Origin of the sequence: Halobacillus sp. K22, assembly GCF_052246795.1 — a bacterium.
Classification (GTDB): domain Bacteria; phylum Bacillota; class Bacilli; order Bacillales; family Halobacillaceae; genus Halobacillus.
This window is the reverse complement of record NZ_JBQQCN010000041.1, coordinates 1-20,505: the sequence shown is the minus strand read 5'-3', so window position 1 is coordinate 20,505 and position 20,505 is coordinate 1. Positions and strand designations below refer to the sequence as shown.

20 protein-coding genes are annotated in these 20,505 nt (G+C 44.0%); 17 read left to right on the top strand and 3 right to left on the bottom strand.

All coding sequences use genetic code 11. The annotated features are described in order from the left end of the window. Positions 1-269 (top strand): zinc ribbon domain-containing protein (locus tag ACTWPM_RS19810; RefSeq protein ID WP_443134703.1); only part of this gene is annotated, 269 nt, incomplete at its 5' end. A gap of 708 nt (positions 270-977) precedes the next feature. Here ACTWPM_RS19810 and ACTWPM_RS19805 read toward each other — a convergent pair. Then, positions 978-2,714 carry an Rqc2 family fibronectin-binding protein gene (locus tag ACTWPM_RS19805; protein ID WP_443134702.1) on the bottom strand — a complete coding sequence of 579 codons (1,737 nt, stop codon included), beginning with the start codon at positions 2,712-2,714 and terminating at the stop codon, positions 978-980. Positions 2,715-2,895: 181 nt separating this feature from the next. On the opposite strand from ACTWPM_RS19805, the gene ACTWPM_RS19800 reads away from it, so the two are divergent. From ACTWPM_RS19800 to spoVM, 14 genes are all read left to right on the top strand, one after another. Beyond that, complete coding sequence (locus tag ACTWPM_RS19800; RefSeq protein ID WP_443134701.1) at positions 2,896-3,777, top strand: YicC/YloC family endoribonuclease; 882 nt, start codon at positions 2,896-2,898, stop codon at positions 3,775-3,777. Positions 3,778-3,857: 80 nt separating this feature from the next. Then, a complete protein-coding gene (gene remA, locus ACTWPM_RS19795; protein WP_014643148.1) occupies positions 3,858-4,121 on the top strand; it encodes an extracellular matrix/biofilm regulator RemA in 264 nt (87 codons plus the stop codon). A gap of 13 nt (positions 4,122-4,134) precedes the next feature. Next, positions 4,135-4,749: a guanylate kinase gene (gene gmk / locus ACTWPM_RS19790; RefSeq protein ID WP_443134700.1), complete on the top strand. Its 615-nt coding sequence runs from the start codon at positions 4,135-4,137 to the stop codon at positions 4,747-4,749. Positions 4,750-4,752: 3 nt separating this feature from the next. After that, positions 4,753-4,980: a DNA-directed RNA polymerase subunit omega gene (rpoZ, locus tag ACTWPM_RS19785; protein WP_014643150.1), complete on the top strand. Its 228-nt coding sequence runs from the start codon at positions 4,753-4,755 to the stop codon at positions 4,978-4,980. 100 nt (positions 4,981-5,080) lie between these two features. Next, a complete protein-coding gene (coaBC, locus tag ACTWPM_RS19780) occupies positions 5,081-6,286 on the top strand; it encodes a bifunctional phosphopantothenoylcysteine decarboxylase/phosphopantothenate--cysteine ligase CoaBC (RefSeq protein WP_443134699.1) in 1,206 nt (401 codons plus the stop codon). Next, the gene (gene priA / locus ACTWPM_RS19775; protein WP_443134698.1) at positions 6,283-8,694 is read left to right on the top strand and encodes a primosomal protein N'; all 2,412 of its coding nucleotides are present in this window, start codon (positions 6,283-6,285) and stop codon (positions 8,692-8,694) included. Before coaBC ends, priA begins: the two co-directional genes overlap by 4 nt. Positions 8,695-8,711: 17 nt before the next feature. Continuing rightward, positions 8,712-9,659, top strand: a complete 948-nt coding sequence (fmt, locus tag ACTWPM_RS19770) for a methionyl-tRNA formyltransferase (protein WP_443134697.1) — start codon at positions 8,712-8,714, stop codon at positions 9,657-9,659. Continuing rightward, positions 9,652-11,004 (top strand): 16S rRNA (cytosine(967)-C(5))-methyltransferase RsmB, encoded by a 1,353-nt coding sequence (gene rsmB / locus ACTWPM_RS19765; RefSeq protein WP_443134696.1) that lies wholly within the window; start codon positions 9,652-9,654, stop codon positions 11,002-11,004. Before fmt ends, rsmB begins: the two co-directional genes overlap by 8 nt. 134 nt (positions 11,005-11,138) lie before the next feature. Continuing rightward, positions 11,139-11,897, top strand: a complete 759-nt coding sequence (locus ACTWPM_RS19760; protein ID WP_443134695.1) for a Stp1/IreP family PP2C-type Ser/Thr phosphatase — start codon at positions 11,139-11,141, stop codon at positions 11,895-11,897. After that, a complete protein-coding gene (gene pknB / locus ACTWPM_RS19755) occupies positions 11,897-13,933 on the top strand; it encodes a Stk1 family PASTA domain-containing Ser/Thr kinase (protein ID WP_443134694.1) in 2,037 nt (678 codons plus the stop codon). The genes ACTWPM_RS19760 and pknB overlap by 1 nt, the downstream gene beginning before the upstream one ends. Before the next feature lie 12 nt (positions 13,934-13,945). Then, entirely contained in the window at positions 13,946-14,827 is an 882-nt protein-coding gene (gene rsgA / locus ACTWPM_RS19750) for a ribosome small subunit-dependent GTPase A (RefSeq protein WP_443134693.1), read from the top strand. Positions 14,828-14,829: 2 nt separating this feature from the next. Beyond that, positions 14,830-15,492, top strand: coding sequence for a ribulose-phosphate 3-epimerase (rpe, locus tag ACTWPM_RS19745; protein WP_443134692.1), 663 nt, complete (start codon positions 14,830-14,832; stop codon positions 15,490-15,492). An 805-nt stretch (positions 15,493-16,297) separates the two neighbouring features. After that, positions 16,298-16,960: a thiamine diphosphokinase gene (locus ACTWPM_RS19740; protein ID WP_443134691.1), complete on the top strand. Its 663-nt coding sequence runs from the start codon at positions 16,298-16,300 to the stop codon at positions 16,958-16,960. A 43-nt stretch (positions 16,961-17,003) separates the two neighbouring features. Beyond that, positions 17,004-17,084 carry a stage V sporulation protein SpoVM gene (gene spoVM, locus ACTWPM_RS19735; RefSeq protein WP_139205836.1) on the top strand — a complete coding sequence of 27 codons (81 nt, stop codon included), beginning with the start codon at positions 17,004-17,006 and terminating at the stop codon, positions 17,082-17,084. 93 nt (positions 17,085-17,177) lie between these two features. On the opposite strand, the gene rpmB is transcribed toward spoVM, so the two are convergent. Beyond that, positions 17,178-17,366, bottom strand: coding sequence for a 50S ribosomal protein L28 (gene rpmB / locus ACTWPM_RS19730; protein WP_014643160.1), 189 nt, complete (start codon positions 17,364-17,366; stop codon positions 17,178-17,180). A gap of 243 nt (positions 17,367-17,609) precedes the next feature. Here rpmB and ACTWPM_RS19725 point away from each other — a divergent pair, with 243 nt between their 5' ends. Both ACTWPM_RS19725 and ACTWPM_RS19720 read left to right on the top strand, forming a co-directional pair. Then, positions 17,610-17,972 carry an Asp23/Gls24 family envelope stress response protein gene (locus tag ACTWPM_RS19725; RefSeq protein WP_443134690.1) on the top strand — a complete coding sequence of 121 codons (363 nt, stop codon included), beginning with the start codon at positions 17,610-17,612 and terminating at the stop codon, positions 17,970-17,972. Positions 17,973-18,003: 31 nt separating this feature from the next. Beyond that, positions 18,004-19,668, top strand: a complete 1,665-nt coding sequence (locus tag ACTWPM_RS19720; protein WP_443134689.1) for a DAK2 domain-containing protein — start codon at positions 18,004-18,006, stop codon at positions 19,666-19,668. A 76-nt stretch (positions 19,669-19,744) separates the two neighbouring features. Here the strand turns inward: ACTWPM_RS19720 and ACTWPM_RS19715 are convergent, their stop codons facing one another. Then, positions 19,745-20,143 carry an STAS domain-containing protein gene (locus ACTWPM_RS19715; RefSeq protein ID WP_443134688.1) on the bottom strand — a complete coding sequence of 133 codons (399 nt, stop codon included), beginning with the start codon at positions 20,141-20,143 and terminating at the stop codon, positions 19,745-19,747. Between the last annotated feature and the right edge of the window lie 362 nt (positions 20,144-20,505).

Sequence of the window (20,505 nt, the reverse complement as noted above, 5' to 3'; positions counted from 1 at the left end):
ATGTGAGCTGGTCGATGTTCACGTCTATGCTCGAATACAAAGCAAAGTGGTACGGGAAGCAGTTGGTACCCGTATCGAAAGTTTTTGCGAGTTCACAGCTGTGTTCCAAGTGCGGATACCAAAACAGGGAGGTAAAGAATCTCGCTGGTCGAACGTGGGATTGCCCAGATTGCGGCTACCACCACGACCGCGACCTAAATGCGAGCTTCAATATATTGAAGGAGATTCAAAGAATCCTTCCAACCGTCGGTGCGACGGGGTTAGCCTAATCATTTGAACGGACCGTTAGGTTCGTGCTCTTAGGAATCCCCCAACTTCAAGGAGTGTCAGCGAGTAAGTGGGGGTAGTTCAAGCTCATGCAAAGATGGTTTCGTTATCCATCCATCCACCGGAATGGGGGCTTGGAAATGGCGAGACTCCTGTGGGATGAACATGATCGGTAAGATCCCGGAAGGCGGAGCCTGAGGAAGCTTACCACAGAAGAAGTTCGACTAAGAACGCCACGTCGTGTGGCAACGTCGAACGACCCTGCGTCGTGCAGGGCCGGAAAGCGAAATCGTCCCCCGAAGGACCTTCCTCATAACCAACATCTCAAGATCAAGTCTTACAGTAACGGGAGCTTTGCTGTAAGGTCGACATGGGGGTTTGGAGAGTCAAATACATAGTTTTGCAGGACAGTATCCTCATTGGAATACCATGTTCATAGCTGTCTTATGTAAGTATGGGCTTGTAGAAAACCAAGTTTTTTGCAGGCTTTTTTATCTGCCTTTTAATGGAGGTTTAGGCAGCAGTAACGGCTTATACCAACTTTAAAACAAACCAAGGGTGCCGAGTTAAACTCAGGCACCCTTGGTTATTATTAGCGTTGATGTTTTTTAGATATCGCTTATTTTTTATATAGATTCTTTCATAGAGTCTCAGAGAGAGCAACGGAGTGCTATCCCATTTTCAGCTATAAACAAGGCAAATTACCCCATTTAACTTTCTTTGCTTTTCTCTTTAGCTGCCCGCCTCAATTCTCTAACAAAGGAGGCTTCAGGTGTAACGAAAAGCGTCTGTTGATGGTCATAGGTGACAAAGCCAGGTTTTGCGCCAGACGGCTTTTTGACATGCTTGATTTGAGTGTAGTCCACAGGAACAGAAGAAGACTGGCTTGATTTACTGAAATTAGCTGCCAGCTGAGCTGCTTCAAGCAGAGTATCTTCGCTCGGATCATCATTACGAATGACTACGTGAGAGCCTGGGATATCCTTCGCGTGCAGCCATATATCAGATTTGTTAGCCATACGATTGGTTAAATATTCGTTCTGCTTATTGTTTCTACCGACATAAATCAACGTACCATCACTTGATAAGAAGCTTTCAGGCGCCGGTTTCTGAGGTTTATTCTTTTTCTTGCCGTGATAGGAAGGTTTCTTTTTCATATAACCTTGTTCTCTCAGTTCATCCCTGATTTCTTCGATATCCTGCTCACGTGCTGTTTCTACCTGTTGAATTAGCCGCTCGAAATAGTGAATTTCTTCTTCTGCTTTTTTCACTTCCTGTTGAACGACCTGTTTGGATTTTTTCAGCTTCTGATAGGTCTGAAAATAGTTTTGAGCATTCTCACTCGGTGATTTATTTGGATTCAGTTCAATGGTTAGCTCTGACTGCTCCGGATCATAGTAGTCTACTACAGTTACTTCGGCGTCTCCGGTTTGCACCATATGCATATGGGCCGTTAATAATTCACCCAGACGCTGGTATTCATCCGCAGATTCTGAACGTTTTAAAGTCTGCTCGTGCTTTTTAATTTTCCGTTTATTTTTGTCACGTTCATTTTTCAGGAAACGGTAAAGGTCTCCGGCCTGCTGCTTCACACGGTCCCTTTCTGCTTTTCCTGAATAATAGCCGTCAAGCATTCCGCTGACCGTATCATACGCCTCTACTTTCTCTGAGAAGGAGTGAAGGGGAAAGACATAGAACTGTTCCCGATCCGCTAAGTGAACGCGGGGCTCGTAGTCATGGTTCAGGATACGCTCCCGCACATCCCCATAGGCTTGGGCATAGGCGCTTCGTCCCCCAAGTTTTGCCTGGTGGGCAATTTCCTTTGTGATCATAGGGGAAAAGCCCATCACAGTTCTTAGGATTTGCTGATCAATTTTTCCAGCATTAAAGTCAAGCTTTCTTAGCAGCGCATCTGGTTCTAAGTCAAGAGGGCTTATCTTCCCTTGCTCCGGCGGCAGTTTATAAGGCTGGCCGGGCATGATGGTGCGGTGCCGGTTCTGGGAAGGGGGAAGATGCTTGATGCTGTCAAGAATGTGTCCCTTATCCTCGTCAATTAACAGGATGTTGGAGTGCTTGCCCATGACTTCAATGATTAGAGTCTTCAGTGTTTCATCGCCAACTTCATTACGAGTCCGCACCTGGAATTTTACAATCCGCTCCATGCTGACTTGTTCGATGCTTTCAATGAATCCACCAACCAGATGCTTACGAAGAAGCATGCAAAGCATCGGCGGTTCTTTAGGATTATTATAATCATCTTTTGTTAAATGAAAGCGTGCATAGCTCGGATGAGCTGATAATAATAAAGAATGATTTTTACGCTGTGCGCGAACCGTAAATACAAGTTCTGTATCCGTAGGTTGATAGATTTTCATAATTCTGCCGGACTGGATCGTTTCCTCAAGTTCATGGGTGATCGCCCGGGTTACAATTCCGTCAAAAGACATTGTCTTCACCTCTCTAATGTTGACAGTATAGCATGTTTTGTCCGCCTCTACACGACCATAGGCTGGGAATATTACTGCTTATGCGATTCTCTTATAAGTCAGACTTTAGGTCAATGATTCGCGTTTGAAGCCCCCCTTTTGCTAAAATAGGATTAAATAACTAATTTAAAGGTGATGGATCATGGTTAATAGTATGACAGGGTATGGAAAGAGCTCCGCAGAAGTAGGAGGATCCAGGGTTTTGATCGAGTTACGTTCGGTCAATCATAGATATTTGGACATTTCCCCCAAAATGCCAAGAACCCTGCTTTTTTTAGAGGAAAAACTAAAAAAAATCGTCAGGGATAAATTAGAGCGTGGGCGTGTGGACCTCTTTATTTCCCTGGAGGGTCAGGGTCTATTTGAAAAGAGAGTGTCTGTAGATTGGAATGTCCTTGATCAATACATAAACAGACTGCAGGAAGTAAAGGAACGGTACGATTTGACGGGGGATATATCTATTGATATGGTATCCAAGTTAGACGATGTTTTCTTTACCGAGGAAATGGAGAATGACACAAACGAACTCCAACAATCACTTTTATTTACTTTGGAACAGGCTGTCGATCAGTTAATTGTTATGCGGGAGAACGAAGGGAAGAGGCTTAAGGAAGATCTTCAAGCCCGCGTATCAAGCGTAAGTCATCTTCTTGAAAAGCTTGAATCCCGGCGTCCAATCGTCGTTAAAGAATACAAAGACAGGATTCGTACTAGAATTGAAGATTACGTCAAGGAAGAAATTCAGCCGGAAGATGCGCGTATCCTCCAGGAAGTGGGTCTCTTAGCTGAAAAAGGAGATGTTACGGAGGAGTTTACAAGGCTGCATTCTCATATTTTTCAATTTAGCAAGACACTTGAGCAGAGTGGATCTGTTGGAAGGCGTCTTGATTTTATTGTTCAGGAGATGCATCGCGAAGTAAATACCATCGGATCGAAATCCAATGATTCAAAAGTGACGGAGTGGGTTATTGAATTAAAGAGTGAAATTGAGAAAATGAAAGAACAAGTACAAAATGTTGAATAGTAATTGTGTTTATGACTAGTTTTTTCTTATAATAGAGGTAATGATTATTTTGTCCTGGTCAAAAGAAGGAGGAGTCAGCTTTGAGTCTAAGATTAATCAATATCGGTTTTGGTAACGTAGTATCCGCCAACCGTATCATTTCTATCGTGTCACCGGAGTCTGCACCTATTAAACGTATTATTACGGTTGCGCGTGACAATAATAAATTAGTAGATGCTACATACGGTCGTCGTACACGCGCCGTTATCATTACTGACAGTGATCATGTTGTCCTGTCAGCTGTACAGCCGGAGACGGTAGGTCAGCGTGTAATCAGCAGCGACGAGATTTCCGACGAGAACTAGGAGGACTTTTGCAGTGATAGATGAGAAGGGAATTTTATTTATACTTTCCGGCCCCTCGGGTGTAGGAAAAGGAACAGTAAGAAAAGCACTGTTCGATCAATCCACCGACCTTCGTTATTCCATCTCTATGACGACCCGCAACCCCCGGGAAGGGGAAGTAGACGGGATTGATTATTTCTTTAAGTCAAGAGAAGAGTTCGAAAAACTGATCAGTGAGGGTCAGCTGATTGAGCATGCGGAGTACGTAGGCAACTACTATGGAACACCGCGTCAGTATGTGGAAAAGACGTTGAACGAGGGCAAGGATGTTTTTTTAGAAATTGAAGTACAGGGCGCCCTTAAAGTCCGCGAGAATTTTCCGCAAGGTGTATTCATATTTTTAATTCCACCTTCCCTGGAGGAATTAAAAGACAGAATTGTGAACCGTGGCACAGAAACGGAAGATAAAGTGAAGAACCGCTTACATGCGGCGAAAGAAGAAATTGATATGATGGACGCTTACGACTATGTCGTCGTTAATGATGAAATCGACAATGCGGTTACGAAAGTACAATCCATTGTTGCAAGCGAACATTGTAAACGCGAGCGAGTAGCTCATCAGTACAAAAAAGCATTGGAGGATGAATAAATTATGATGTTAGAACCGTCCATTGATTCTTTACAGAAACAAATCAAATCCAAGTACACACTGGTAACCTTATCAGCAAGAAGAGCCCGTGAACTGAAGCAGGGCAGTGCTCCAATGGTGGATAAACCAACATCTCATCAGCACGTAGGTGTGGCATTGGAAGAAATTCGTGATGGTAAACTCGACTACACGTATTCCGACGAAATACAGTCCCGTACAGAAACCACATAAAGCTATGAGCTTCTTGAATAATTTGTAGAAAAAGCCGCGCTTCCTGGTTGTCATAGCGCGGCTTTTCCTATCCTTTACAGGAACGGAGGAGGTTGGACCTATGTTAGAAGGTAAGAAGATTGTCTTAGGAGTATCTGGAGGAATTGCAGCGTATAAAGCAGCTGCGCTTACAAGTAAGCTGGCCCAGGCTGGAGCTGAGGTGAGAGTGATCATGACGGAGAGCGCTCACTATTTTGTAGGATCGAATACCTTTCAGGCCTTATCCAGACGACCGGTTTATACCGACACATTTAAAGAAGTCGACCCGACTCAAATCCAGCACATCGACCTGGCAGACTGGGCAGACTTATTTTTGCTCGCCCCGGCGACGGCAAATATTATTGGAAAACTAGCTGGTGGAATTGCGGACGACATGCTTTCCACCACTTTGCTTGCGACAGAAGCCCCTGTCTATATAGCACCCGCGATGAATGTGCATATGTACAGCCATCCTGCGGTAATAACTAATTTGAAGCAGCTGGATGAATGGGGTTTTCGCTTTATAGAACCCGGCGAAGGATATTTGGCATGCGGCTATGTAGGTAAAGGACGTTTAGAAGAACCAGAAAGCATCGTACAGGTATTGGAAAACGAATTCAAAAAAACAACAACTCTTAAAGGAAAAAGAGTCCTTATCACAGCTGGGCCTACACGAGAAAATATCGACCCAGTCCGCTATTTCACCAACCCGTCGACTGGAAAGATGGGGTTTGCCTTGGCCCGTCAGGCTGCGCTTATGGGAGCTGAGGTTACACTTATAGCTGGCCCGGTCCAATTAGATACCCCGCGAGGCGTAAAACGAATTGACGTTGTAACCGCTGAGGATATGTATCAGGCTGTCTTAAGGGAATACCCTCATCAGGATATCGTCATTAAATCTGCAGCGGTTGCGGATTACAAGCCGAAGGTGACTTACGAGCATAAAATGAAAAAATCACCTGGGGATTATGCTGTGGAAATGGAACGAACGAAGGACATTTTGCAAGAGCTTGGCCGGCAGAAAGAGCACCAGTATTTAATCGGTTTTGCGGCGGAGACTAATGACCTTGAGGCATACGGAAGACAAAAGCTTGAGAAAAAGAATCTCGATGCGATTGTGATCAATAACGTGGCTGAAGAAGGTTCTGGTTTCGGTCATGATACAAACGCTTCCCTCATGATTTCAAGAACAGGGAAAGAAAATACCTATTCGTTAATGTCTAAGGACGAGCTGGCCCGTAAGATCCTTGAGGAGTCTGCACTAGATATGAAGGGTGAATCTTCGTGACCATTGCCAACGTGATTGTTGATGTTCCATCACAAAATACGAATCGCCCTTTCGACTACGGAATACCCGAGAAATTCGAAGGAATAGTCCAGCCGGGAGTCAGGGTGATTATCCCTTTTGGACCCCGGAAAATCATGGGGTATGTCGTATCTCTGTCAGAGGACAGTGACTTTTCAAAAATCAAAAATATTATCGATGTCCTGGACGTAACACCGGCACTTACAGAAGAACTGTTAGAGCTTGGAAAATGGCTGTCGAGAATGACGCTTAGTTACTATATATCCTGTTTGCAGGTCATGCTGCCCCAAGTAATGAAAGCAAAATACAGAAAAGAGCTCTGGAAGCTGACAGATGAAGAGCTGCAATCGGATTTTGATCCATTATTTGATGGAAGAGCCGTAATTGACTATGAAGAGTTTGAACAATCCAATCTCAGCTACAAAATGCTCCGGAAGCATATAGATGAAGGGGAAGTGGATGTTCATTATGAAGTTAAAAGCCGGGAAACAAAAAAAGTCACAACCATGCTGGAGCCGCAGATGGATCCCATGCAGCTTGAAGAGGTGCTTGTGGACTTATCCAAACAGGCTAAAAAGCAGCGGGCAATAGTTGAATATTTTATGGATCATAAAGAACCAGTTCCGAAAAAGCAACTCCTTGAGACTCTGTCGACCACTCCAGCTTCAGTTAAACCTCTGCTGAAACAGGGAGTCATTCGGGAATATGAGCAGGAAGTTTTCAGAGACCCTTATGAAAATCGCAACTTTGAACGGACTGAACCATTTCCACTTACGGAGGAACAATCCCAGGCTATTGAACCAATATTGTCATCCATAGAACAAAAACAGCATGAAGTATTTCTGCTTCACGGCGTAACTGGAAGCGGTAAGACAGAAGTGTACTTACAATCTATCCAGCAGGTCATTGATAACGGGAAAGAGGCGATCATGCTCGTCCCTGAAATTGCCTTAACTCCGCAGATGGTTGAACGGTTTAAAGGTCGTTTTGGATCAAAAGTTGCCGTGCTTCACAGTGCGCTTTCTGCTGGTGAGAAATATGATGAATGGCGGAAAATTCAGCGTAAAGAAGTTCAGGTGGTTGTAGGTGCACGCTCGGCCATTTTTGCTCCCTTTTCAAATATTGGAATCATTATTATCGATGAAGAACATGAAAACAGCTATAAGCAGGAGGACCGGACACGTTACCATGCAAGAGATGTGGCGATCGAGCGAGCCATTCGCCACGGGTGCCCGGTTGTACTGGGGAGTGCCACCCCTGCGCTTGAAAGTTATGCACGCGCAGCTAAAGGCAACTATAATTTACTAACGTTATCCAAACGGATGAATAATGCTGTGATGCCTGCAGTAGAACTTGTGGATATGCGTGAGGAACTTCATGAAGGTAACCGATCGATGTTTTCAAGAGTCTTGAAGGAAAAAATTGAGGAGCGGCTTGCACGTAAGGAACAGGTTGTTTTGTTCCTCAATCGAAGAGGCTATTCCACCTTTGTCATGTGCCGGGACTGCGGTCATGTCATGGAATGCCCGCATTGCGATATTGCACTTACGTATCATAAGAACCAAAACCGTTTGAAGTGCCACTACTGTTCCCATGAAGAGCCGATGCCAACGGAGTGCCCTGAATGTGAAAGTAAAACCATCCGTTATTTTGGAACAGGGACACAGAAAGTGGAAGAAGTCCTGCAGCAGCTTATACCGGAAGCTGAAGTGATCAGGATGGATGTAGATACGACACGAAGGAAAGGCGCCCATGAAAAACTCCTGAATCAATTTGGTGATAAAAAAGCCGACATACTGCTTGGCACCCAGATGATTGCTAAAGGCCTGGATTTTGGTAATGTGACGCTGGTTGGGGTGCTGGCAGCAGATGCTTTGCTTAACCTTCCTGATTTCCGAGCTTCTGAAAAAACCTTCCAGCTGATTACTCAGGTGAGCGGGCGAGCTGGACGTCATGAGAAACCGGGGGAAGTCATTATTCAGACTTATACGCCAGAGCATTACAGTGTGGAGCTTGCCAGTCAGTATGAATACGAGCAGTTTTTCCATGAAGAGATGAAACTCAGGAAAGCTTTTAATTATCCGCCTTATTACTTTCTGACTTTATTTACGGTTTCCCATCCTAATCAGCTGAAGGTTCAGGAGGTTACACAAAAGATTGTGCAGTTTATGCAGCAGAAGTTGTCCGATCAATCTATGGTGCTTGGTCCGACACCTTCAGCGCTCACTCGGATCAATAATAGATATCGCTATCAATGCATGGTAAAATACAAGAAGGAACCAGAGCAGCGAAAGCTCGTAGAACGGATTTTGCACTACTACGAAGATGAAATGAAACAGGAAAATGGACTGCAGATCGTGGTCGATTTTCAACCGTACCAGTTGATGTAGGAAAGGAGATTTGTTTGATGACACGCATTGCATTTATGGGGACCCCTGATTTCGCCGTGCCGGTGTTGGACCGGCTGATGGAAGATCAATATAATGTTGTTCTCGCTGTGACTCAGCCCGATCGACCGAAAGGCAGAAAAAAAATAATGACCCCTCCGCCTGTTAAAGTGGCAGCTGAGAAGCACGGCATTCCTGTTTTCCAGCCGGAAAAGATTAAGAATGAGTATGAGGAAGTTTTAAAGTATGAACCTGATCTCATCATTACGGCTGCTTTCGGACAGATACTTACTGAAGACCTGTTGAAGGCGCCTAAATATGGCTGTATTAACGTTCATGCCTCGTTATTGCCTGAATTTCGCGGAGGAGCTCCCATTCATTACTCTATTCTTGAAGGGAAAAAGGAAACCGGCGTTACAATCATGTATATGGTGAAGAAGCTTGATGCAGGCGACATGCTTGCTAAAACGACGGTTCCTATTGACGATGATGATCATGTAGGCACCCTTCATGACAAGCTTTCCGTGGCCGGAGCTGATTTACTGATGCAGACGCTTCCTTCTTTACTGGAAGGGTCCATCACACCAGAACCGCAGGATCATTCCCAGGCGACTTTTGCTGGAAACATTAAGCGTGAACAAGAGCGTATAGATTGGCAAAAGGATCAACAGGAGGTTTACAATCACGTCCGCGGCCTTCACCCTTGGCCGGTAGCTTATACCACATGGAATGGAAAGCCCCTGAAAATATGGTGGACGGAAAAAGTGAACGGTACTTTTAATCAGGAGCCCGGAACCGTTGTTGGGTTTGCAGAGGACGGCTTCCTTGTTCAGACAGGGGATGGAAAGGCTGTTAAAGTTGTTGACCTGCAGCCTTCTGGTAAAAAACGAATGGACGGCCGTGCCTTCATTAACGGAACCGGTCAATCACTTACAGAAGGCGAACGTCTGGGGGAGCAGGATGAGTAAATATGTATTGAGAGAAACAGCGCTTGATTTATTAACCCGGATTGGCGACCAAGGCGGGTTCAGTCACGTGCTGTTGGATCGTGAGATTACAAAACAGGACTTGTCCCGCCAGGACGGAGCTCTTCTTACTGAAATCGTGTATGGAACCCTGCAGCGCAGAGACTTAATTGACTATTATATTCAGCCTTTTATAGCTAAGCAGAAGAAAATTAAACCGTGGGTACGATGGTTGTTGTACATGTCCGTCTATCAAATGGAGTTTCTCGAACGCGTTCCAGACCATGCCATTATTCATGAAGCAGTTGAAATTTCAAAGAGGCGCGGCCATAAAGGGATTTCTTCTTTTACAAACGGAGTGCTGAGAAGCGTTCAGCGCAAAGGCTTACGCAGCTTGGATGAAATTGAGGATCCAGTGGAACGACTGGCGATTGAAACGAGTCACCCTAAGTGGCTCGTCAAGCGCTGGATGGATCAATATGGCACGAGCATTACGGAAGATATGTGCCGCGCCAACATGCAGCATCTGCCCCTATCCATTCGCGTGCAGCCGCTTCGAATTTCACGATTAGAAGCTATGGAGCGGTTAAGAGAAGATGGCTTCCAAGTGGAGGAAAGTTTTCTCTCTCCACAGGGTATGGTGGTCAGTGAAGGCCAGCTGCTGAAGCATCCCCTGTTTATAGAGGGAAAAGTAACTATTCAGGATCAGAGTTCTATGCTTGTAGCAGAGATGATGGATCTTGAAAAAGGAATGACCATCCTTGATGCTTGCAGTGCACCAGGTGGAAAAACTACTCATATAGCCGAGAAAATCGAAGATCAAGGCGAAATTGTAGCGTATGATTTACATGCTAAAAAGGCTAAACTGGTAAGTAAGAAAGCTGAGCAGCTGCAATTGACTTCTATTCAGGCAAGTCAAGCGGATTCGAGAAATCTGGCTGAAAAGCATGAGAAAGCTACATTTGATCGAATTTTACTGGATGCCCCTTGCTCTGGGCTAGGCGTGCTGCGAGGAAAACCGGATATTAAGTATCATAAAAAAGTTGAAGATGTATTTTCACTAAGAAAAATACAGGAAGAATTGCTGGATCGAGTAGCCCCTCTTCTTAAAGAAGGTGGTAAAATGGTATATAGTACATGCACCGTAGACCGTCATGAAAATGAAGAAGCGGTCCAGCATTTTCTAAAACAACATCCTGAATTTTCGGTCGATCACGAATTCTTCAATGATCTTCCTGAAGTTACGAAAGGTTCAAACGGTCAAAGCGAATTTGGCCTGCAGTTGTTTCCGCAGGATTTTGATACGGATGGATTCTTTTTGACAAGATTAGTCAAACAATCAAATTAAATGGAGGGGATATGCGTGTTCCCCTCCTTCCAATTTTGGCTTTTCGAGCGCAAGGGTTAGCAGAATGCTAGTTATGAATAAAACGCTTTCCGTATTATTGCGCCGCAGAGCTTACCGAATATGAGGTGAGTCCATTGAATGGCTGTTATCTTACAGATCAAGGCAGGGTAAGAAATCATAATGAAGATGCGGGCGGCGTATTTAAAAATGACTCCGGGCAGATCTTAGCGGTAGTTGCCGACGGAATGGGAGGCCACCGTGCAGGAGATGTAGCGAGTCAGAAAGCAGCTTCTCATCTACATAGCAAGTGGCAGGAAGCAGAAGAGCTTCGTACGCCTGAGGAATCTCAATCATGGCTGAAATATGCAATACAGGCCGTAAATAATGAAATTATCTCTTATGCCAATCAAAATGAAGACTGTCATGGTATGGGAACTACCGTGGTAGCGGCTATTTGCACAGAAGATTTTATAACGATTGCCCATATTGGAGACAGTCGTTGTTACTATGCTAATGCTTATGGATTTAAACAACTTACAGAGGACCATTCTCTGGTTAATGAACTTGTTCGATCTGGACAGATCACAGAGGAACAGGCGGAACACCATCCTCGTAAAAATGTACTTCTTAAAGCATTGGGAACCGAGTATGACATTAAAGTGGATACAAGAACGCTGGAATTTGAGCCTGGGGACAGGCTGCTTCTCTGTACTGATGGACTTACAAATAAAGTAAGTGATGAAGAATTATCTGCGCTTGCTTCTTTTGAAGGAGAGTGGGCGGGATTTTGCCAGGAGCTCGTGGACCTTGCTAATGATCGCGGGGGAGAAGACAACATTACCCTTGCCGTTGTGCATTATGACAGCACCAATGAGAAAAGAGGTGCGGATTAATGCTTAACGACCGTCTCCTTAATGACCGTTACCAAATTCAGGATATGATAGGCGGCGGTGGGATGGCCAACGTCTATTTGGCTCACGATGTCATCTTAGACAGGGAAGTTGCGATCAAGATTCTTCGTTTAGAGCATGAAAACGATGAAGAATTTATTGCGCGATTTCACAGAGAGGCTCAATCTGCTACCAGTTTAGCTCATTCGAATATAGTAAATATCTATGATGTAGGCGAAGAAGAAGATATTTATTATATGGTCATGGAATACGTAGACGGCATGACGCTTAAGCAGTATATCCAAAAGCACAGTCCGATCGACGTTGCAGAAGCAGTCGATATCATGAGACAGATTACATCAGCAATCTCTCATGCCCACGATAATGAAATTATCCATCGTGATATTAAGCCTCAGAACATCTTGATTGACCATTACGGCCACGTAAAGGTAACCGATTTTGGGATTGCCATGGCTCTGAGTGCCACGTCCCTTACCCAGACCAATTCGGTTCTTGGATCCGTTCATTACCTATCCCCTGAGCAAGCACGCGGGGGAATGGCAACAAAAAAATCAGATGTGTATTCGCTAGGAATCGTGTTTTTTGAACTTTTAACCGGCAGACTCCCTTTTTCTGGTGAATCCCCGGTATCAATAGCTTTAAAACACCTCCAGCATGAGACACCTTCGCTCCGAAGATGGATTAACAATTTACCACAAAGTGTAGAGAATATTGTATTGAAAGCAACGGCTAAAGATCCTTTTCACCGCTATGAATCGGTAGTGGATATGGAAGCAGATTTAGAAACTAGTCTGGAGCCGGAACGCTTAAATGAGCCAGCATTTGAAACACCTGCCGAGGAAGAGGATGAGAAAACGAAAGCTATTCCCGTGATTACCGATGACACTTACGGAGCTCAGGAAGAAGAGAATACCATCGTTCATAGTCAGACCAGTTCGAATCCTCCTGTGCGTGAGCGGAAGCAGGCTAAAGAGGAGTCTGCACAGCCCCCGGCTCACAAAGAGAAAAAGAAAAAAGGTCTGCGATTATGGCTCATTCCGATTTTAATAGCACTTTTAGGCGGAGTTGCTGCCTTATTTCTAATTCCGGGGATTATTCAGCCTGCCAACGTAGAGATGGTTGATGTATCAGGGATGGAGTATGAAGAAGCGTACAGCCAACTGAGAGAAATGAATTTAGAAGTAACGAGAGAAACTAAATATTCCGATGAAGTGTCAGAAGGTATGGTCATTAATACAGATCCGGAACCTGGCAAGATAATCAAGGAAGAGTCTGAAGTGGTTGTATATGCAAGTCTGGGTAGAGAGACAGCTGAGTTTAGTGATTATACGGGTGAAAAGTATGAAAAAGTGGAACAGGAACTGAAGGATAAAGGATATGAAACAATTATTCCATTTAAAGAGAGCAGTCAGCAGCCCGAAGGCGAGATTACAGCTCAGCTCTCGCCACAGGCTGGGGAAGAAGTTATTCCAGACGAAACAAGAGTGATTTTCAGGGTCAGCAGCGGACCTCCACGAGTTAATCTAGGTGTTTTAGAAGGAATGACAGAGGAAGAGGCAACGAAATATTTGACCGAGCGAAATCTTAAAGTTGACTTGACGGAGAATTATTCAGATCAGGTCCCTCAAGGTGAGGTGATTTCTCAAGATCCAGAGGCTGCGACGCAGGTGAAAGAAGGTTCTACCGTGTCCATTACGATTTCGTTAGGCCCTAAAGAAGAACCCCCAAGGACAGAAACCATTCAGATAGAGGTGCCTTTTGCCCAAGAAACGGAGTCTGAGTCAGAGGGTGAAACGGAAGAAGGCTCTGGGGAAGAAGAAAGCACACAAGTGACGGAGCAAAAAGTACTTATTTATATCGAAGACATGGACCACAAAATATCCGAAGTATTTAAAGAGGAAACTATTACAGAAGATACTGTATTTGAAATTCCATTAACGATTCAACCAGGAAGCGAAGCATCTTATAAAGTACAAAGAGGTGACGAGGTCATTGAAGAAGGAAGTGTTCCGTATTAAGAAGGTGAAACAATGCCAGTAGGTAAAATTATTAAAGCGTTGAGCGGTTTCTATTATGTACTCTATGAAGGACATGTGTATCAATGCAGAGGCCGGGGAAACTTCAGGAAAAAGAAAGTGAGTCCGCTCGTAGGTGATACTGTAGAGTTTAAAGCTGAAAAGCAGGATGAAGGGTATATATTATCGATTGATAAGCGAAAGAATGAGTTTGTCAGACCACCGATTGCTAATGTGGACCAGGCACTGATTGTGACGTCTGCAGCCAATCCGGAATTTAACGCTTTACTATTGGATCGTTTTCTTGTGCTGGTGGAAGCAAAACGGATTGAACCTTTTGTCGTGATCTCTAAAATGGATCAGTTAAATGAAGAAAGAACCACTGATATGAAAGCCTACCAGCAAATGTATGAGTCGGTTGGTTATCCAGTTATACTTTCCGCAATGAACGATGCTGAATCCATGGAACAGATCAGGGCGCATCTGGCTGGTCGCACGACGGTCATTGCCGGACAGTCGGGTGTTGGGAAATCCTCACTTTTAAATACGATTGATCCAAGACTCTCAATTGATACAGACGAAATCTCTAAAAGCCTTGGACGCGGGAAGCATACAACGAGACACGTGGAATTGTATGACATATCTGGCGGTCTTGTAGCCGATACACCTGGTTTCAGTTCACTGGAATTCGGTGATTTGCAGCTGGAACAATTACCCGAGTGTTTTCCTGAGTTTGTCCAAGTACAGGATGACTGCAAATTTCGTGGGTGTCTGCACAACAAAGAGCCAAAGTGTGCAGTGAAACACGGGGTTGAAGAAGGGAATATTTCGAAGCAGCGTTATGAGCATTATTTGCAATTTCTAGAAGAAATACAAAACAGAAAGCCGAGGTATTAATAATGACAAAGATAGCTCCTTCCATTTTGGCTTCCGATTTCTCGAAATTGGGAGCAGAAATTAAAGATGTTGAACAAGGCGGCGCTGACTATATCCATGTGGACGTAATGGATGGTCATTTTGTACCTAATATAACGATTGGTCCACTTATCGTGGACGCCATTCGTCCTATGACCAGCCTGCCTCTTGATGTCCACTTAATGATTGAAAATCCTGATCACTATATTGAAGCTTTTGCAAAAGCCGGTGCGGACATAATTACGGTTCATCAGGAAGCCTGTCCCCACTTACACAGGACCCTGCAGCTGATTAAAAGTTTCGGGGTCAAGGCTGGTGTCGTTATTAATCCAGCCACACCCGCTGAAACGATCAAACCTGTACTTCAGGACGTTGACCTCGTGCTTCTTATGACGGTAAATCCTGGATTCGGCGGTCAATCATTCATTGAATCTGTTATTCCTAAAATCCAGCAGGTGGCTGATTGGCGTGAAGAGCAGTCGCTTTCCTTTGAGATAGAAGTTGATGGTGGTGTGAAAGAGGAAACAGCACCGGTTTGCATTGAATCCGGGGCCGACGTGCTTGTGGCCGGCAGCGCCGTTTTCAAAGAAGAGGATCGCGGAAAAGCCATTGAAGCCATTCGTCAATCCGTAAAAGCTGAAAAGTGATAACCTGAGCAGTGTTATGCGCCTGGAGGAATGCCTGAAGGCAGTTCCTTTGGGCTTTTTGTTTAGAACGCTCTTTTAAAGTTTTGTGGATTTTTAAAAAGATCTTATTAAGCTATAGGGCCGGATAGTTGAAGACTCAGTTTCGAGATATTGGGTTAGAGTGAAAGTCCTTCGGGGGACGATTTCGGCCAGCTGCATCGCCCAGACACTCGCGTCATAAGCAGGAATTTCAATGGGACGAAAGAACGCATCCCTTTTGAATTTCCTGCTTATGCGTGTCGTGTCTATCGGGGCGATTCCGCTCTTGAACACTTTCCGCGGGCATGTGCTGAGCTTCCTTGGGCTTAACAGCCCTGCGGGATCTCACCGGTCATGTTCATCCCGCAGGAGTCTTCGCCGTTCCCTTCCGCCCCTTTGCAATTATTGAGAGCTCGGAATCCTCTGCATAAACGCCTTCCAATGAACAAGTATAACTGTAGGAACCCTGTTATATAAGCGTTTTGAGGCAGATTCAGAATGGCTTCTATCTCCTATAGAAGGGTCCGTTCGCCAGATATCGCTGGGTTGGTGGGGAAATGGCGAGACTCCCATGGGAGAAGGAACTAGGTGAGATCCCGCAGGGAGTGAAACGAGCGAGGAAGCTCACCGTTCCCCCATAGGAAAGCGAGTTATTTCCCCACCAACCCCTTTCTATCTAGAGCAACGGGCCCAATTGTCTCGAAACTGAGTCTTAAAGAAACGGGAGCTTTACTTTAAAACCACTACGGAGGTTATAACAATTCATTAAGTAAGGAGGTTGACCAATTTGACGAAGTCCATAGCGATTGTAGGGGGCGGACCGAAAGCCTACATTCCTGATTTAAGATCATTTGATGAGGACGAGCGTATTTGGATTGGAGCTGATCAGGGAGCCGAAGTTCTTCTTGAACATAATATTTGTCCAGACGTGTCCATTGGAGATTTTGACTCCGTGAATCACGCAACTTTGAAAGAAATCAAAGACCATTCCCTGCACTTTAAGAAGTACCCCAATGAAAAAGATGAAACAGATCTTGAACTGGCCATCAATCAGGCACTTAATTGGAAACCGGAGCATATTCTATTATTCGGGGTGACGGGTGGAAGAATCGATCACTCAATGGCTAATTTGCAATTGCTTTACCCTTTATTAAAGAAAGGAGTACGCTGTACAATAAGGGACCACCAGAACCAAGTGGAATTAGCAGTTGCAGGAGAGCATACGATGGAAACGGATGGGGAATTCCCTTATGTATCCTTTTTACCGATGACCCTTGAAGTGACGGGCCTAACCCTTCAAGGATTTTATTATCCCCTGCAAAATGCCCACGTGCCTTATGGTTCAACCCTTTGTATCTCTAATCGTCTGATTCATAATACAGGTACTTTTTCATTTCGTTCAGGCATACTATTAGTAATAAGAAGTAAAGACTTGACTAATAGAGGCTGAAACAAGCAATCTGCATTAGCTTGATATAGGAGGAGGGAGCTCTTTGAGATTTTATACGATCAAACTCCCAAGGTTTCTCGGGGGCCTGGTACGCGCAGTCATAACTACTTTTAAAAAAGATTAACAAAAAAAGCACCCCGAAAGGGTGCTTTTTTTGGTCGAAGAGCCTCTTCGACATGGAGCGCAAGAAACTCTTACGCTGATAGGAAGCCGGAAATTATACGCGGGTAAGTTTACCAGACTTCAATTCACGTGCTGTTACATAAACTTTCTTCGGCTTGCCATCTACAAGAATACGTACTTTTTGCAGGTTAGCTTTAAACTTACGTTTATTAGCGTTCATTGCGTGTGAACGGTGGTTTCCGGTGTTTGTACCTTTGCCGGATATTACACTTTTACGTGCCATATGATAATCCCTCCTGTTACATACATAAATCTTCAGATACTTAATTAATGTATCACACACATTCCATGTTTGCAATATAGAGGCATGAATTATATCAAGAATTTCCTCTTGACAGATACTTTGATTTGTTTCAAAGTATAATAGGGTTATCGCTTACAATTTAGAAAAGTGAATGTCTAATCATATGCCTACCTTGTGTTATAATAAAGGCATGAAGTTGAGGAGTTTAAAAGGAGGATTCATATGTCCGTTGATCTCAATAATCAGTATGGTCATATTACCATCAGCAATGATGTCATTTCTACAATTGCAGGAGGGGCAGCCGTGGAGTGCTACGGGATTGTAGGCATGGCGTCCAAAAACCAAATCCGTGACGGATTATCGGAAATGCTTCGCAAGGAAAACTTTTCCAGAGGTGTAGTGGTCAGACAAATCGATGACCGTCTTCATATAGATATGTTTATCATTGTAAGCTATGGGACGAAGATTTCAGAAGTCGCTCATAACGTTCAATCACAAGTAAAATATACTTTAAATAAAACGGTAGGCTTATCCGTGGACTCTGTGAATATTTACATTCAAGGTGTTCGCGTAACAAGCGATTAGGTTTTCGTTGTAGTCAAAGGAGGAAGCAAGCGTGACGTTACAAAATATAGACGGCAAAACATTAGCCGAAATGATCTTACAAGGAGCTCATAATTTACAAAAGAACTCCCAAATGATCGATGCTTTGAATGTATTTCCTGTCCCGGATGGCGATACAGGAACTAATATGAATTTATCTATGACCTCAGGGGCAGAAGAAGTAAAAAACGTAGATGAAAATCATGCCGGGGCAGTTTCCAAAGCTTTCGCTAAGGGGCTTTTAATGGGGGCCCGCGGTAATTCAGGCGTCATTCTTTCTCAAATCTTCCGCGGATTTTCCAAAGCTATTGAAGAAAAGGAAGTATTAACAACCGAGGATTTGGCTGAGGCTTTTGAGGGCGGAGTAACTACTGCCTACAAGGCAGTAATGAAGCCTGTGGAAGGTACAATTCTTACTGTAGCCAGAGAATCCGCAGAAGCGGCTGCTACCCTGGCAGAAGATGAAAAAGAGGTCATTTCTTTTATTGAAGGTGTAGTGAATGCTGCACGTAAATCATTAAAGGGAACGCCGGAACTGCTCCCTGTCCTAAAGGAAGTCGGGGTAGTTGATAGCGGCGGTCAAGGTCTCTTGACTATTTACGAAGGTTTCCTTGCTAATTTAAGAGGGGAAGAGCTCCCTGAATTAGATCAAAGCGTATCAATGGATGATATGGTGAGTGCCGAACATCATAAGCTGGCGCAAGATTTCATGAAAACAGAAGACATTGAATTCGGTTATTGTACAGAGTTTATGGTGAAATTCGAAGAAAAGAAGCTGGCAGAAAATCCGTTTGACGAAGAAGAATTTCGCCAGTCATTAAGTCAAATGGGAGATTCACTCCTGGTCGTTTCCGATGAAGACTTAGTCAAAGTACACGTCCATGTGGAGCACCCAGGTGAAGCCATGAATCTCGGTCAGCAATACGGCAGCTTGATTAATATGAAGATCGAAAATATGCGTGAACAGCACACCTCAATTGTCGGCGATAACAAAGAGGTTCAGAAGCCTAAAGAAAAAGCGGAGTTCGGAATTGTAACAGTTTCCATGGGAGATGGAATTAAGCGGTTGTTTGAAAGTCTTGGCGCTAGCGTTGTCATCCAGGGCGGACAGACGATGAATCCAAGTACTCAGGACATTTCGGAAGCTATTAAACAGGCGCACGCTAAGCGTATCATTATTCTTCCTAATAATAAGAATATCGTTATGGCAGCCCAACAGGCTGCAGATATGGCAGAAGAAGAAGTAGCCGTAATCGCTACAAAAACGATTCCTCAAGGAATGAGTGCATTACTAGGGTATAATCCTGAAGCGGATCTTGATACAAACAAAGAGGAAATGACCAGTCTAATGAGTGAAGTAAAGACTGGCCAGATTACGTATGCAGTCAGAGATACCCAAATTGAAGGACTTTCCATCGAAAAAGGTCACTTTATGGGGATAGCCGATGGTAAAATCTCAGCTACGGATAAAGATAAATTCACCACAGCAAAGACACTTCTTAACCAAATGATCGACGAAGATGAAGATGAAATCCTCACCATCATTTCTGGTGAAGAGGTGGATGAAAAAGAGGTAGCAGAACTCGAAGCTTATATCGAGGAGACATTCGAAGATCTTGAAGTAGAGATCCATAAAGGCGGTCAACCGATTTACGCTTATATTTTTGCTGTGGAATAAGCAAAAAACCACTTTATATGGTGTGTAGATAAAAGAGGGACCTTCTCGATTGAGAAGGTCCCTCTTTTTTATAAAGCTAAAAATTAAATTCCTTTAATGCTTGCTGAAGGGTACCTTTTATTTTAAGGTGATTCGCTTTCATACCTAACGATACCATCGTATGAGAAACTTCGGGGCGGATCCCGGTAATAATCGTCTCCACACCTATCAATTGCAATGATTCGATAATTGAAAATAGCTGACTTGCAACCATTGTATCAATCGTTGAAACACCCGATAGATCAATTACCAAATGCTCTAAATGCAGTTTCTCTGCCTGGTTCAGGGTTTCTTCCATTAAATAATGGGCTCTTTCAGAATCTATCATCCCAAGCAAAGGTAAAATGCCTGTATTAGGACCAAGAGGAACCACAGGGACCGATAAAGCTAGATAAGAAGTTCGTGCACTCTCAAGTGACTGCTGCAAAGAGGACATGTAGGAGTAACTAAAGTGGTAGACTGCTGCATCCAGTAATGGATCGATGACAGCACGTATTTGAAAAACCGTCTCAGCTGATAACTGATTTTTTATAGTATGGTCACGGATAAAATTCCATAAATAGTCTCTGTAAAAGCTTGTATCTTTTAAAGATTCGTCTAAGGCTGCTCCTAATGAAAAAAAATAATTCCCATTATCTCTTGCCCATTGTCTTATTTTATCATTTATCGGCAGAAGACTCCCTCTTCAAGCGCCGTGTCGAAGACCGATGGTAAGGGGGAGATGAATGCCGTCGCCGTAAGGCGAATGCCTTTGAATATTCTCCCTTCCGTGATATCCTAAAGTAAGAACATACGTTC

Excerpts from the sequence above, each read along its gene's own strand:
- rpe (WP_443134692.1), top strand. The coding sequence starts at position 14,830 with ATGACAAAGATAGCTCCTTCCATTTTGGCTTCCGATTTCTCGAAATTG.
- fmt (WP_443134697.1), top strand. The coding sequence starts at position 8,712 with ATGACACGCATTGCATTTATGGGGACCCCTGATTTCGCCGTGCCGGTG.
- ACTWPM_RS19800 (WP_443134701.1), top strand. The coding sequence starts at position 2,896 with ATGGTTAATAGTATGACAGGGTATGGAAAGAGCTCCGCAGAAGTAGGA.
- coaBC (WP_443134699.1), top strand. The coding sequence starts at position 5,081 with ATGTTAGAAGGTAAGAAGATTGTCTTAGGAGTATCTGGAGGAATTGCA.
- pknB (WP_443134694.1), top strand. The coding sequence starts at position 11,897 with ATGCTTAACGACCGTCTCCTTAATGACCGTTACCAAATTCAGGATATG.
- rsgA (WP_443134693.1), top strand. The coding sequence starts at position 13,946 with ATGCCAGTAGGTAAAATTATTAAAGCGTTGAGCGGTTTCTATTATGTA.
- rpmB (WP_014643160.1), bottom strand. The coding sequence starts at position 17,366 with ATGGCACGTAAAAGTGTAATATCCGGCAAAGGTACAAACACCGGAAAC.
- ACTWPM_RS19725 (WP_443134690.1), top strand. The coding sequence starts at position 17,610 with ATGTCCGTTGATCTCAATAATCAGTATGGTCATATTACCATCAGCAAT.
- ACTWPM_RS19805 (WP_443134702.1), bottom strand. The coding sequence starts at position 2,714 with ATGTCTTTTGACGGAATTGTAACCCGGGCGATCACCCATGAACTTGAG.
- rpoZ (WP_014643150.1), top strand. The coding sequence starts at position 4,753 with ATGATGTTAGAACCGTCCATTGATTCTTTACAGAAACAAATCAAATCC.
- rsmB (WP_443134696.1), top strand. The coding sequence starts at position 9,652 with ATGAGTAAATATGTATTGAGAGAAACAGCGCTTGATTTATTAACCCGG.
- ACTWPM_RS19715 (WP_443134688.1), bottom strand. The coding sequence starts at position 20,143 with ATGTCCTCTTTGCAGCAGTCACTTGAGAGTGCACGAACTTCTTATCTA.